13 protein-coding genes and 3 tRNA genes are annotated in these 12,718 nt (G+C 54.9%); 4 read left to right on the top strand and 12 right to left on the bottom strand.

Translation table 11 applies throughout. The features are described 5' to 3' along the window. Nucleotides 1-34 precede the first annotated feature (34 nt). From FHC49_RS11035 to FHC49_RS11015, 5 genes are all read right to left on the bottom strand, one after another. The gene (locus FHC49_RS11035) at nucleotides 35-712 is read right to left on the bottom strand and encodes an anti-sigma factor domain-containing protein (protein WP_220439759.1); all 678 of its coding nucleotides are present in this window, start codon (nucleotides 710-712) and stop codon (nucleotides 35-37) included. Beyond that, nucleotides 709-1,257, bottom strand: a complete 549-nt coding sequence (locus tag FHC49_RS11030) for an RNA polymerase sigma factor (RefSeq protein WP_185666133.1) — start codon at nucleotides 1,255-1,257, stop codon at nucleotides 709-711. The genes FHC49_RS11035 and FHC49_RS11030 overlap by 4 nt, the downstream gene beginning before the upstream one ends. Before the next feature lie 59 nt (nucleotides 1,258-1,316). After that, nucleotides 1,317-1,877, bottom strand: a complete 561-nt coding sequence (locus tag FHC49_RS11025) for a fasciclin domain-containing protein (RefSeq protein ID WP_185666134.1) — start codon at nucleotides 1,875-1,877, stop codon at nucleotides 1,317-1,319. A 93-nt stretch (nucleotides 1,878-1,970) separates the two neighbouring features. Further along, a complete protein-coding gene (locus tag FHC49_RS11020) occupies nucleotides 1,971-2,489 on the bottom strand; it encodes a phosphoribosyltransferase (RefSeq protein ID WP_220439758.1) in 519 nt (172 codons plus the stop codon). A gap of 87 nt (nucleotides 2,490-2,576) precedes the next feature. Continuing rightward, nucleotides 2,577-2,990, bottom strand: coding sequence for a hypothetical protein (locus FHC49_RS11015; RefSeq protein WP_220439757.1), 414 nt, complete (start codon nucleotides 2,988-2,990; stop codon nucleotides 2,577-2,579). A gap of 107 nt (nucleotides 2,991-3,097) precedes the next feature. On the opposite strand from FHC49_RS11015, the gene FHC49_RS11010 reads away from it, so the two are divergent. Continuing rightward, complete coding sequence (locus FHC49_RS11010; protein WP_185666366.1) at nucleotides 3,098-3,862, top strand: DeoR/GlpR family DNA-binding transcription regulator; 765 nt, start codon at nucleotides 3,098-3,100, stop codon at nucleotides 3,860-3,862. Nucleotides 3,863-3,983: 121 nt separating this feature from the next. Here the strand turns inward: FHC49_RS11010 and FHC49_RS11005 are convergent. From FHC49_RS11005 to FHC49_RS10995, 3 genes are all read right to left on the bottom strand, one after another. Further along, nucleotides 3,984-4,060 (bottom strand) — tRNA-Val (locus FHC49_RS11005). 4 nt (nucleotides 4,061-4,064) lie between these two features. Further along, a tRNA-Val gene (locus FHC49_RS11000) sits at nucleotides 4,065-4,141 on the bottom strand. A gap of 5 nt (nucleotides 4,142-4,146) precedes the next feature. Further along, nucleotides 4,147-4,223, bottom strand: a tRNA-Val gene (locus tag FHC49_RS10995). A 268-nt stretch (nucleotides 4,224-4,491) separates the two neighbouring features. Between FHC49_RS10995 and zinT the strand changes: the two genes are divergently transcribed. Further along, nucleotides 4,492-5,139, top strand: a complete 648-nt coding sequence (gene zinT, locus FHC49_RS10990; RefSeq protein ID WP_185666137.1) for a metal-binding protein ZinT — start codon at nucleotides 4,492-4,494, stop codon at nucleotides 5,137-5,139. Nucleotides 5,140-5,198: 59 nt separating this feature from the next. Here zinT and mdtK read toward each other — a convergent pair whose 3' ends face one another. Next, nucleotides 5,199-6,572, bottom strand: coding sequence for an MdtK family multidrug efflux MATE transporter (mdtK, locus tag FHC49_RS10985; RefSeq protein ID WP_220439756.1), 1,374 nt, complete (start codon nucleotides 6,570-6,572; stop codon nucleotides 5,199-5,201). A gap of 251 nt (nucleotides 6,573-6,823) precedes the next feature. Between mdtK and FHC49_RS10980 the strand changes: the two genes are divergently transcribed. Then, nucleotides 6,824-7,462, top strand: coding sequence for a riboflavin synthase subunit alpha (locus FHC49_RS10980; RefSeq protein ID WP_185666139.1), 639 nt, complete (start codon nucleotides 6,824-6,826; stop codon nucleotides 7,460-7,462). Nucleotides 7,463-7,504: 42 nt separating this feature from the next. Here the strand turns inward: FHC49_RS10980 and FHC49_RS10975 are convergent, their stop codons facing one another. Together FHC49_RS10975 and FHC49_RS10970 are read right to left on the bottom strand one after the other, a co-directional pair. Next, complete coding sequence (locus tag FHC49_RS10975; RefSeq protein WP_220439755.1) at nucleotides 7,505-9,460, bottom strand: NAD(P)/FAD-dependent oxidoreductase; 1,956 nt, start codon at nucleotides 9,458-9,460, stop codon at nucleotides 7,505-7,507. Nucleotides 9,461-9,477: 17 nt separating this feature from the next. Further along, nucleotides 9,478-10,719: an OFA family MFS transporter gene (locus tag FHC49_RS10970; RefSeq protein ID WP_220439754.1), complete on the bottom strand. Its 1,242-nt coding sequence runs from the start codon at nucleotides 10,717-10,719 to the stop codon at nucleotides 9,478-9,480. A 206-nt stretch (nucleotides 10,720-10,925) separates the two neighbouring features. Between FHC49_RS10970 and FHC49_RS10965 the strand changes: the two genes are divergently transcribed. After that, entirely contained in the window at nucleotides 10,926-11,474 is a 549-nt protein-coding gene (locus FHC49_RS10965) for a PadR family transcriptional regulator (protein ID WP_220439753.1), read from the top strand. A 36-nt stretch (nucleotides 11,475-11,510) separates the two neighbouring features. Here FHC49_RS10965 and cfa read toward each other — a convergent pair whose 3' ends face one another. After that, a complete protein-coding gene (cfa, locus tag FHC49_RS10960) occupies nucleotides 11,511-12,659 on the bottom strand; it encodes a cyclopropane fatty acyl phospholipid synthase (protein WP_185666142.1) in 1,149 nt (382 codons plus the stop codon). Nucleotides 12,660-12,718 lie beyond the last annotated feature (59 nt).

The following is a 12,718-nucleotide window of genomic DNA, read 5'->3' as shown; positions in this document are numbered from 1 at the left end:
GTGGCAACACCGCGTTGCCACGCGCGTTCTTGCGCTACAGCGCTCTGACGCTGCCCTGATACACCACCGGGCCGGATGGTCCAGGCAGCGGAGAGCCACCTGGCGGTTCCAGGCTGATGGCCAGTACGGTTTGATTATCCAGCGCCTCGGCGGGGAGCTTGAAGGTATTACCGTCACGCTGGGTGATAAGCCCGAGTGAGCGCGGTGGTGCGCTGCCTTTTATCATCCACAGTTGTAGCGTTTTGTCGTGCGGCAAGGTGACATCCAGCGCCGAGACCTGAAGCGTGGAAACCGATTTATCCAGCATCACCACGAACTGCTGTTCGGACTGCTTGTCGCTAAGAATAGCAATGGTCTGCAGGGCAGGCGCAGCGTCTGGTTTTATCACCTGAGTGAAGATAACAACGCCGCCCAGCGCCGCGGCAAGCGCCCAGCCTAGCCAGAACAGAGAACGGTTTCGCACCGTTGACGCGGCGTGAGTGGTCTGAGGTGGCACCAGATCGCGCGCGATGAGCTGCCAAAGCCCAGGCGAAGGCGCAACCTCGCGGCTGGTGACGTCAATAGCGCTAAACGCCTTCTGCCAGCGCGTGACTTCGGCGGCAAAATCGGCGTCTTCATCCAGACGTTTATCTAGCTGCCGTCGCTTCAGCGGGTCGATTAACCCCAGCACGTAGGTGGCGGCTGACAGTGTTTCTTTCTCTTCCGTGCTCATAGGCCAATACACTCCCTGAGGTGCGTCAACGCGCGGCGGATCCAGCTTTTCACCGTGCCTTCCGGCTGGTTCATCGACAGAGCAATCTCGGTTTGCGACAGGCCGCGATAATAGGCCAGCGCGATACTTTGGCGTTGCTCGGCGGGTAAATGGTCCATGCAGTGATGAAGCCGACGCGCCTCCTGATGCACGTCATCGCCGGGCGGTGGCGCCTGGAAGCTGTCTTCGGCCTCGCTTATCTCCTCAACCGAACAACAGCGATGTTCATGCTTGCGCAAATAATCAATCGCGCGATTCCTGGCGATATGGCAGAGCCAGATTTGCGGTTCGCTGCGCTGCTCGTCGTAATAGATGGCCGATTGCCAGATTTGAATAAAGGTATCGTGGAGGATCTCTTCGGCCCAGTCACGACGTCTGACCATGCGCAGAATGATGCCTAGCAGCTTGGGAGAGAGGAGGTGGTAGAGCTGCGCCAGGGCATCTTTATCGCCGCAGGCTATCTGGTTCATTAATCCGGCATGAATATGAGGCGCATTAGCTGTCATCGGATTCCTTTAAAGGTGCAGCCACACCAAGAGTGGCTGCACACAGTATAGGCAATGCTTTACGGCATCAGCACAGTATCGATAACGTCGATCACACCGTTACTCTGATTGACATCATAAGTGGTGATATTAGCGATATTGCCGCGCACGTCTTTAATCTGAATATTGTGCGGCCCGTTTGCCATCACCCACAACGATTCACCGTTAACGGTTTTCAGCTCAGCCTTCCCGCCGCCGGCTTTAATTTTTTTCTCCAGCGCTTTCATATCGAGCTTCCCTGAAACCACATGATAGGTGAGCACGCTGGTGAGTTTTTGTTTGTTTTCGGGTTTAAGCAGCGAGTCGACGGTACCTGCTGGCAGTTTTTCAAACGCCGTATTGGTTGGGGCAAATACGGTAAACGGCCCCGTGCCTTCCAGCGTTGGCACCAGCCCTGCGGCTTTGACTGCCGCGACCAGCGTGGTGTGATCTTTGGAGTTCACGGCATTCTGCACGATATTTTTAGAAGGGTACATGGCAGCACCGCCGACCATCACCGTGCTGTTGTCCATCATCGCTGCCTGAGCAGCACCGTTGACGATCAGGGTAGAAAAAAGCATCGTTTTAAGAAATTGTTTCATTTTCACTTCCCTCATTGGTTGTTTTAGGAAGGGTTGATGTGCCCTCATCTGTTAATACGAATGAAGAAAGGAAACGGATGCACAAAAAATGAATTATTTTATCAGCCGAGCCACATTGGGCCGATTACGGTATTTGTTTTCCCACGGCATGCCATAGCCCACCAGCAGATCGTCATTCTCCATCTCCCACGCATAGTACTGTTTTACCGGGATTTCCACGCGACCCGGCTTCACGAACAGTACCGCGACCGACACAGAGGCGGGGCGATAGTTTTCCGCCAGGTGCGCAACCAGACGTTTCATGGTGCCGCCGGATTCAATCGCGTCGTCAATCACGATGACGTGCCGGTTGGTGATATCTATATTCTGGTGATAGACGATGGTCGAGCCGTTATGGCGATCGCCCGGCGTATGGGGGCAGGAGATATAATCCATGCTGATATCAAAATCTAACTGCCGGGTCAGGTCGGCGGTGAAGAGGATCCCGCCGGGCACCACGGTAATGACCACGGCATCGTGAAAATCGTGGTTTAGCTGCATCGCCACGCTGCGGACGCCTGCCGCAATTGTCGCTTCATCAAGGATAATTTCGCCAATACGGTGATTGCTCATGTTAACTCCTGGTGTGAATCCATCACAATCGAGCATGATGGCTATGAATAAACGTCACGATATTGCCCGGAAAATGTCGGCTGACGTTTAGCCGACGGAGATCACCGTATCTTGTAAGATCCCGGCCATGATATCGCGCGCTTCACGGGGCTCGGGAAGCTCGCGGTGTTGCCCACTGTGGTACTGTGAAAGCCAGTAGGTCAGCATCCCAAGAACCAGGCGTACGGCGCGCCCTGGCGCAGGTAAGGTCGCTGAGGCCGCACGGGTCAGGCAGTCGGTAATGGCTGGTTGAATGGCGATTTGTTGGTCACTGGCATGCTGAATGAGCGTGGCGTATAGCGGTTTCAGACTGCCGCGACGGGATTCGGCGTAATACTTAAGGAACAGATCTTCCGCGCAAGCGACCGGCTGAGCGCTAAACCAGGCGTGGGTCCGCTGCTCAAGTTGCTGCAGATGAGCGCTCAAACCCTGGGGTAAGGTGATGCACACACGATGCTCCATGATGTTGGGAGAGTCCTGCCTGACGGCAACAGTGGGCTAACAGATAGCGCCACTATGATACATTGTGATAGATTGTGCAATATATTGATCGTTTGTGGGAGGTTGCCTTGATTGATTATGATGCTTTACCCGATCAGCGACAGGCGTTTATTCACCAGTTGCTGGTGAGAACCGGTCGGGTGATTGGGGCCGATGTGGCGCGACAGCTTGGGGTCTCAGAACATACGATTCGCCGCGACCTGCAGGAACTGGCGCGTCAGGGGCTGTGCAAGAAAGTCTACGGCGGTGCCGTCAGTCAGCTGATTGCCTCAAGTTCTCTCGCCTCGCGCATTGAACAAAACGTCTCTGAGAAGTCGCTGGTGGGCCGCAAATGCGCTGAGCTGTTGAAGCCAGAATCCTGCGTTTTTATTGATTCCGGCTCGACCTACCTGGCGATGGCGGCGTTTATCCCTGAGGATATGGAGCTGACGATTGTCACCAACTGCCCGCAAATTGCCGCGGCATTAGGCGCCAGAACCCACGGTGAACTGATTCTTTTGGGCGGCAAAGTGAATCCGAAAACGGGGAGCACGCTCAGCTCAGACACGGTGAATCAGGTGCGGGAGATGGTTTTTGATCAGGCGTTTGTCGGCGTCTGTGGCCTGGATCTGCAGGCGGGGTTGAGCGCGGTCTATTATGAAGATGCCTGTTTTAAGAAGCAGGTTATCGCGCAGAGCAATGAGGTGATTACTGCCGTCACAGCAGAAAAAATCGCCCAGGTAGCCCGTTATAAAGTGGTTTCCTGCGAAGAAATTGATGTGATGGTGGTGAGCCCTGATACCCCGACGGCGGATTTCGATCACGGTAATATACGCATCGAAAGGGCGGAATAGCGTTTCTTCTGGGAGGGTGAAAACCTTCCCATTTCGCTACACGATAGGCGCGTACGGAATGACGATGGCGTGATGGTTTTTAATGAATGCTTTAGAGGGGTATTGCAGAGTTACAGCAGAATGGTGCGTCTGAATGGACTCGAACCATCGACCCCCACCATGTCAAGGTGGTGCTCTAACCAACTGAGCTACAGACGCATAATGGTGCGTTTAATTGGACTCGAACCAACGACCCCCACCATGTCAAGGTGGTGCTCTAACCAACTGAGCTATAAACGCATTAATGGTGCGTCTGAATGGACTCGAACCATCGACCCCCACCATGTCAAGGTGGTGCTCTAACCAACTGAGCTACAGACGCATTGTTGCTTGCGGCAACGGGGACGAATATTAGCGGCAGCGGCGGTCGGTGGCAAGCGGAAAATGTGTGATTTCACCCGACTGGAGAACTTTTGCCCATATTGCGCGCGTTTTAGCGCGCCTGCTGAAAATCCGTTGATCTCGCAGCATTTTATTTATCCAGCGCTCACATGGACGCGAGGGAAAATCAGGACGGTCTGTGTGGTTGAGATATGAATTGTTATAATATAACATCTCATTTTTCTCGCATCAGTTAAGGATAAATAATCATGAAACTTCTGGGTAAAGTGACGCTGGCAGTGGGGGCGCTGGTGATGGCAGGGCAGGCATTCGCGCATGGCCATCACGATCACGGACAGCCGTTAACCGCGGTGGAGCAAAAGGCAGCCGAGGGCGTATTCAACGATAGCGACGTCAAGGATCGCGAACTGAAAGACTGGGAGGGTATGTGGGAGTCGGTGAACGCTTTGTTGCTATCCGGTGACCTGGACCCGGTTTTCCAGCAGAAAGCCGATAAAGATAAGCGCAAAACTTTCGCTCAGATTAAAGCGTATTACCGCAAAGGCTATGCTACCGATGTGAATATGATTGGCATCGAAAACGGCACGATGGAGTTCCATTCGGGCGACAAGGTGAGTTCATGCCAGTACCGCTACGCGGGACACAAAATTCTGACCTATACCTCCGGTAAGAAGGGCGTGCGTTATCTGTTTGAATGTCAGGATGCTAACAGCGCTGCGCCGAAGTTCGTCCAGTTCAGCGACCATATTATTGGCCCGCGCAAGTCCAGCCATTTCCACATTTTTATGGGGAACCAGTCTCAGGACGCGCTGTTGGCAGAAATGGATAACTGGCCGACCTATTATCCGTATCAGTTGACCAAAAAACAGGTGGTTGATGAGATGCTGCACCACTAAGTGACAAGGCCGGGCTACATTTGAGTGTAGCCCGGCCAGGCGAAGCGTCGTCGGGATGGTTAACGCGAGGCGCGCTGAAGAATCACCACATCCGGTTGACGCTGCAGGAAACGCATTCTCAGCATCATCAATACCGCCGCCGACGTCAGACCAATAATAAAGCCCCACCAGAAGCCCGCCGGGCCCATTCGCGGCACCACGATATCGGTCAGCGCCAGCACGTAGCCGCACGGCAGCCCCAGCACCCAGTAAGCGAGAAAGGTAATAAAGAAGATCGAACGGGTATCCTTATAACCACGCAGAATACCGCTGCCGATAACCTGCACCGAGTCAGAAATCTGATACAGCGCCGCTAGCAACATCAATTGGGCGGCAAGCGTCACCACTTCTGGATTATCGTTGTACAGCAGCGCGATATGCGTACGCATCAGGGTGGTAAAAATGGCCGTACACATCGCCATGCACACGCCGACGCCGAGCCCGGTACGTGCAGAAACCTGCGCATCCGGCGTAGAACCCTGCCCAAGACGGAAGCCCACGCGGATGGTCACCGCCGCCGCCAACGACATTGGCAGTACGAACATCAGCGAGCTAAAGTTCAGCGCAATTTGGTGACCAGCAACGTCGACGATCCCCAGTGGGGAGACCAGCAGCGCTACCACGGCGAACAGCGTGACTTCAAAGAACAGCGCCAGCGCGATGGGCAATCCCAGAGAAACCAGACGTTTCAGGATGGCCGTATCCGGGCGGGCAAAACGTTCTTTATTGCGGATATCGCGCATTGAGCCCGCATGGCGGACGTAGTAGAACATGCTGAAGAACATCACCCAGTAGACCGAGGCGGTGGCGACGCCGCAGCCTACGCCGCCAAGTTCCGGCATGCCAAAGTGGCCGTAGATAAAGATATAGTTGACCGGAATGTTAACCAGCAGACCGATAAAGCCCATCACCATGCCGGGCTTGGTTTTCGCCAGCCCTTCACACTGGTTACGCGCCACCTGGAAGCACAGATAGCCAGGGGCTCCCCATAACAGGGCGCGCAGGTAGCCGACGGCTTTATCCGCCAGCGCTGGGTCAATGTTATGCATTGAGCGGATGATATACCCCGCGTTCCACAGCACGACCATGATTAATACGGAGACAAGCCCAGCCAGCCAGAAGCCCTGACGAACCTGCTGCGCGATACGGTCTCGGCGACCAGAGCCGTTGAGCTGGGCAATCACCGGGGTGAGGGCCAGCAGTAAGCCGTGACCAAAGAGGATCGCTGGCAGCCAGATAGAGGTACCGATGGCGACGGCGGCCATGTCGGTGGCGCTGTAGCCGCCCGCCATAACCGTATCGACAAAGCCCATCGAGGTTTGAGCAACCTGCGCGAGGATAACCGGGATAGCCAGCGCTAATAACTGCCGCGCTTCACTAAAGTACTTCTGCACGTGAACACCTGTATTGTTGTTATTTATTCTCGCCGTACGCCGGGTACGGGAGACAGAAAAGCCGCCTTAACCGGCAGCAAGAAGAATAAATAGAGGATTTGCTCCATTATTGTAGCGAGGATTTGCTTTTAATCTAGTCAAAAAATAGGTGGAGCGCCGGGGAAGGTAGCAACCTGTTTTCTCAACTGCTATTGTGCGTAGCAGACGAATCGGTAGACGTACCGTAATGATTATCAACAGGAGTTAACTGCATGTTCACTGGTATTGTGCAGGGCACGGCAAAAATCGTGTCCATTGATGAGAAACCGAACTTCCGTACCCACGTTGTGGCGCTGCCGGAACACATGCTGGCTGGCCTTGAGACGGGCGCATCGGTTGCACACAACGGCTGCTGCTTAACGGTCACGGAAATTAACGGCGACCAGATCAGTTTCGACCTGATGAAAGAGACCCTGCGTATTACCAATCTGGGCGATGTGAAAGAGGGCGACCTGGTCAACGTTGAGCGTGCGGCGAAGTTCAGCGATGAGATTGGCGGTCATTTAATGTCGGGTCATATTATGACCACGGCGGAAGTGTCTAAAATCCTGACCTCCGAAAACAATAAGCAGATCTGGTTTAAAATCCAGGACCCGACGCTGATGAAGTATGTCCTGTATAAGGGTTTCATCGGTATCGACGGTATCAGCCTGACGGTCGGTGAAGTGACGGCCACGCGTTTCTGCGTCCACCTGATCCCGGAAACGCTGGAGCGCACCACGCTGGGTAAAAAACGCCTGGGCGACCGCGTGAACATCGAAATCGACCCGCAAACGCAGGCGGTAGTGGATACCGTTGAGCGCGTGATGGCGGCAAAAGAAGCGGCAGCGCAGCAGGCTGCGGCGGAATAATCCAAAAATCTGCCCGGCGCAGTTCGCGCCGGGCGTTTTCATCTATACGTCCATCGCCGCATGATGCCCTTGATAGATGGCCGTCGTAATCGTCGATACCTTCACGCAGTCACCAACCTGAGCAACCCACGGCGCGCAGTCGCGCAGTGCTTCAATCACCTCATGGCGTGAACGCTGCCCCAGCGCACAAATCACCGATTTCCCGCTAATGTTCACCTGCTCACCGCGCGCGTTCTCACAGCGTACGCCGTCATCATCAATCGCCAGCGCGCGATGTTCGGTATAGACCGCGATCCCTGATTTTTCGATTTCAGCCAGCAGCAGCGGGCGATGGCGAATATTGGCATCGGGCGACAGTTGAGCGTTCATTTCAACCAGCTTAACCCGCTTATGCTGACGCGCCAGGTGAATCGCCACCTCGCATCCTGCTAGCCCGCCGCCGAGAACCACGACGTCATCGTCGATCTCATCTTGATGGTGGTGGTAATCGTTAATCAGCACCACGTTACGATGATGGATACCCGCAATTGGCGGTACGTTGGCCTCTGAGCCAGCGGCAATAATCAGCGCATCGGGGTGAATGCTGTCGGCAAGTTCCGGCGTCACCGGCGTATTCAGGCGAATATCCACCCCGGCCTCGGCGCACAGTTTGCCGAGCGTTTGGCCAAGCTGGTACATCTCGTATTTAAAGTCGATGGCCTGCTCACCGATAAGAATGCCGCCCACTTCGTGGTTCTTCTCACACAACACCACCTCGTGACCACGGCGCGCGGCGGTCCATGCCGCCTGCAGGCCGCCGGGACCTGCGCCAACGACCAGCACTTTTTTGCGCTGGGGCGCGCGAGGGATCTCAAGGCCGTCGCGTTCGCGGCCAATCAGTGGGTTAACGGTGCAGCGGCGGGTTGAGGTTTCAGCACGTTCGGCCATACAGGTAAAACAGCGCAGGCAGCGAATAATGGTGTCGTCCTGGTTGGCCATCACTTTATTCGGCAGCGCCGGGTCGGCGAGCAGGGCACGCGCCATCTCGACGATATCGGCCTGCCCGGAGGCGATAATCTCCTCCATCATCTGCGGATCGTTAAGGCCGCCGACCGTAGCGACCGGCACGCTGACGTGTTTTTTAATTTCCGCTGCCAGATAGACGTTGCTGCCGTGTGGCAGGAACATTGACGGGTGAGTGAGTCCAAATCCACGCTGATAGGTACCCGCGGAGACGTGCAGGATATCGACATGGCGCTCCAGAAGTTTGGCGATTTCAATCCCTTCCGCCAGGTCGTAACCCCCGTCGAAAAGCTCAGACCCGCTCATGCGAAACTCGATAGGAAAACCGTCGCCCACCGCGCGTCGCACGCTTTGCAGGACTTCAATGGCAAAGCGCACGCGATTCTCCCGCGAGCCACCGTAACCGTCGGTGCGTTTATTAAACCACGGCGAAAGGAACTGGTTGATAAGCCAGCCGTGGCCGCCATGTACCATCACCATCTCGAATCCGGCACGCTTAGCCAACGCCGCTTTCTCACCGTAGGCTTCGACAATCTCAGCAATTAACGCTTCGGTCAGCTCGTGCACCTCGCGTCCATCAGGGCGCGTGCCCTGGCTTGGCCCCCATTGATAAAGACCCTCTTTCTGATTTTTATCCGTCAGATAGGTACCCGCATACTGGCCCGAATGTGAAAGCTCCACGCTGGCAATCGCGCCGTGGCGGCGAATAGCGTCGGCGGTGTAGGTAAAGCTGGCGAGCGAGCCCGGCGTTTGCAGATCCAGATGAAACATATGCGAGCCTTCGGTTTTCGGATGCACCACCAGTTCGCTGACGGTGACGTTCGCCACGCCGCCTTTGGCACGGTTTTCGTAGAAGGCGGTGGAGGCCGGGCCGATGGTGCAGTCGGCAGTGATGTCGGTGCCGCCCATCGGTGCGCCGAACATCCGGTTACGGAAATAGACGTTGCCAATTTTAATGGGCTGGCAGAGGTGTGGGTATTTGCGGGTGATAGACATAGTGTGTTCTCCAGAACTTACTGAAACTGTGCGTGTTTATTGGTCGCGCGGAAGATAAGCGCCAGCAGCAGCGCGGCGACGCTAAAGGCCATGCCGATGGGGAATGCGGCTTTGTAGCTGTGGCTGCTTGCGAAGGTGGCGCTCATGATGGTCGGGCCGACGTAGCCGGCGATGGCGAAGCCGCAAAACATGATGCCGAAATTGACGCTGTTGAAGCGCGCGCCGAATTGATCGGCGGTAAAACCGGGAAAGACGCCCATAAACGCGCCGAAGCATAGGCCGATGATTGAGATACCAACATAAAACAGTAGGTTGTCGCCGGGGCCTGCTAGATAGAGCAAGTAGAGGCCGGGCAGGGAAAGGATGCAGGCCAGCATCAGCGTATTGATGCGGCCAATTTTGTCGGAAACGACTCCGGCGAGCACCCGCCCCAGCACGTTAAACAGCGCCAGTACGGAGACGGCGAGCGTGGCGGCGGCGGTTGACATCCCTATCATCAACCTGGCCAGCGGTGACGCGAGTGAAATGCACATCAGCCCGGCCACGGCGCCGCAGGTCAGCATGACCAGCATCAGATAGAAGTTGGGAGTGCACAGCATCTTCCGCCAGTTTTTGTCGGGGGAGACACCGCCCAGCTTTGTGCCCTGCGCTGCTTGCCAGCCTGCCGGCGTAAAGCCGTCCGGGCATTTTTCCATCACGAAAGCGCAGGCGCAGACGATGACCGCGAAGGTCAGGCCAATAATTTTAAAGGCGGCGAGAATACCCGCCTCAGCGGTAATCCACGCGGCAATGGGGGGGATAATAACCGAACTGATACCAAACAGCGCGGTGGTGATGCCGCCAACGAAGCCGCGTTTATCTGGGAAAAACTTGATTGAGGTACTGATGGTCGCCCCATAGACCATACCGAGGCCCAGGCCGGTGAGGATGCCATAGGCCCACACCAGATGGCTGACTTCGGTGGCATAACCGCAGAGGATCATGCCGCCGCCAAACATCAGACCGCCGATGGAAATCACCAGTTTCGGACCCAGCGTGTCGTTGATTTTACCGCCGGTAATCATGGTGATGGGGCCGACCGAGTTACAGACTACGAACACAATCGCCAGGTTTGCCGAACTGATTGTGCTGCCGTGCAGCCCGGAAAGGTACTCCGCCATCGGGGAGGCGAAAATGCTCCAGGCGTACATCGACCCGACGCAGAGGTTGATAAAGCAGCTGGCGGTGAGGATCCACCACCGTTTCCTTGAGTAATCCATTTTTCATCCTTAACCGTAATTTTGGTGTTCATTAACTAAATCAATATTTTATTAACAAGCTGACACGTTAAAGCAAACTGCTAACGACGCTAATCCACACTAATAAACATGTCAATGTTTACATGTTTCTTTTGACATGTTGATCAAAGCGGATATGACGGCGCGGCGTGGTATACTCAGCGGGGAAAAACATCAGGTAGGGCACAATGAAAGTTTTAACCTATGCCATTCTTGGCTTGTTAAACCGGACGGCGATGACCGGATATGACATCAGCAAAGCGTTTAACCATGAGTTAGCCAAATTCTGGCATGCCAAACACAGCCAGATTTATGGCGAGCTGAAGAGCATGTTTAACGACGGGCTGGTGACTTACGATATTGAGATCAGCGGCGATATTCTGGAGAAGAAGAAGTACAGTATTACCGAGGCTGGACATCAGGCGCTGATGCAGTGGCTGCATAAAGATGAGCCAATTGAGAAAACGGCAAAGGACGTGTTTCGGGTGCGGATGTACTTTTCCAGTTATCTGGATCTCACTACCCGTATCCATCTGCTGGAAAATCAGCGGATGCAGCACCTGGAGCGGCTTCACGTGCTGCAAAAAACCATGGAACAGTATCCGCAGGTGCCGCCGCTGGATAGCGATCGTTTTGGCGATTTTATCGTGCTGGAAGGGGCGATTGAACGTCAGGAAGGGATGCTGCGCTGGATAGACCGCTGCATTGGCTATTGCCGAAGCGGCGAAAGGGGATAAAAGCGTCTGCGCCAGTGCGGCGCAGACGTGAAGTGACTAGCGGGCGACGCGCAAACCGCTCTCGACGCCGCGGGAGAACATCACCTGCCAGAGCTGAATATCTCGCGCGCGGAAAGCACCCGCGCAGGCATTGAGATAGTAGCTAAACATGCGTTTGAATCGTTCAGAATAGTTGTCCGCGATTTCCGGCCAGCATTCGAGGAAGCGTTCATGCCATGCCATCAACGTCGTATCGTAGTCAGCGCCAAAGTTGTGCCAGTCTTCCATCACAAAGTGAGGTTCGCTGGCGTGCGCAATCTGGCGTACTGAGGGTAAACAGCCATTCGGAAAGATGTATTTGTTGATCCAGGGATCGACATTATTGTCTGTTTTCTTCGAGCCGATAGTGTGCAGTAAAAACAGTCCGTCGGGTTTCAGATTTTTGTCGACGACGGAAAAATAGGTGTCATAGTTTTTCGGACCAACGTGCTCGAACATCCCGACGGAAACAATGCGGTCAAACTGGTCGTTAAGGTCGCGGTAATCCTGCAGCAGGATCTCGACGTCCAGCCCCTCGCAGCGGGCCTGGGCCATTTTCTGCTGTTCCGCTGAAATGGTCACGCCCTTGACGGTGACGTCGTAGTTTCTGGCCATAAACGCTGCCAGACCGCCCCAGCCGCAGCCGATGTCCAGCACGCGCATTCCGGGTTTTAGCTGCAGTTTTTGGCAGATGAGATCAAGCTTAGCCTGCTGCGCCTCTTCCAGCGTCTGGGCATCTTTCCAGTAACCGCAGGAGTATTGCATATAGGGGTCGAGCATGCGGCTGAAGAGATCGTTGCCCAGGTCGTAATGTTCTTTACCGACCTGCCAGGCACGACGACGGCTTTGCAGATTAAACAGACGCGCGCCGGCAATGCGAAGCGTGTCTTTAATATGGTGAGGGAGTTGCGTTTCTAATCCGGCGCGCAGCACCTTGTCGAAGAAGATATCCAGACGATCGCATTCCCACCAACCGTCCATATAACTTTCGCCAAGACCCAGCGAACCTTCTTGTAACACGCGTTTAAACAACCGAGGATTTCTGACTTGTATATCGCAGGGAGCATTGCCGTTTACTTCAATGCCTGCGCGGCCTAGCAGCTCGCTGACAATACGATACCAGTCGTCATCCGGTACACTAACTTCTTCTATACACGATGAGCTCATAGCTTCTCCATCCCGACCTGATGATCAGAACCTTAAAACAGCGTAGACGCTTTTTTTGG

The organism is Kluyvera sp. EC_51, assembly GCF_019584505.1.
GTDB lineage: Bacteria > Pseudomonadota > Gammaproteobacteria > Enterobacterales > Enterobacteriaceae > Kluyvera > Kluyvera sichuanensis.
The sequence above is the reverse complement of the archived record's forward strand: the minus strand, read 5'-3'. Positions and strand labels throughout refer to the sequence as shown.

What these genes read in the sequence shown, in the direction of transcription:
- FHC49_RS11035 (WP_220439759.1), bottom strand. Translation starts at nt 712, where the DNA reads ATGAGCACGGAAGAGAAAGAAACACTGTCAGCCGCCACCTACGTGCTG.
- FHC49_RS11015 (WP_220439757.1), bottom strand. Translation starts at nt 2,990, where the DNA reads ATGGAGCATCGTGTGTGCATCACCTTACCCCAGGGTTTGAGCGCTCAT.
- FHC49_RS10975 (WP_220439755.1), bottom strand. Translation starts at nt 9,460, where the DNA reads ATGTCTATCACCCGCAAATACCCACACCTCTGCCAGCCCATTAAAATT.
- cfa (WP_185666142.1), bottom strand. Translation starts at nt 12,659, where the DNA reads ATGAGCTCATCGTGTATAGAAGAAGTTAGTGTACCGGATGACGACTGG.
- zinT (WP_185666137.1), top strand. Translation starts at nt 4,492, where the DNA reads ATGAAACTTCTGGGTAAAGTGACGCTGGCAGTGGGGGCGCTGGTGATG.
- FHC49_RS10965 (WP_220439753.1), top strand. Translation starts at nt 10,926, where the DNA reads ATGAAAGTTTTAACCTATGCCATTCTTGGCTTGTTAAACCGGACGGCG.
- FHC49_RS10970 (WP_220439754.1), bottom strand. Translation starts at nt 10,719, where the DNA reads ATGGATTACTCAAGGAAACGGTGGTGGATCCTCACCGCCAGCTGCTTT.
- FHC49_RS11030 (WP_185666133.1), bottom strand. Translation starts at nt 1,257, where the DNA reads ATGACAGCTAATGCGCCTCATATTCATGCCGGATTAATGAACCAGATA.
- FHC49_RS11025 (WP_185666134.1), bottom strand. Translation starts at nt 1,877, where the DNA reads ATGAAACAATTTCTTAAAACGATGCTTTTTTCTACCCTGATCGTCAAC.
- FHC49_RS11020 (WP_220439758.1), bottom strand. Translation starts at nt 2,489, where the DNA reads ATGAGCAATCACCGTATTGGCGAAATTATCCTTGATGAAGCGACAATT.
- FHC49_RS10980 (WP_185666139.1), top strand. Translation starts at nt 6,824, where the DNA reads ATGTTCACTGGTATTGTGCAGGGCACGGCAAAAATCGTGTCCATTGAT.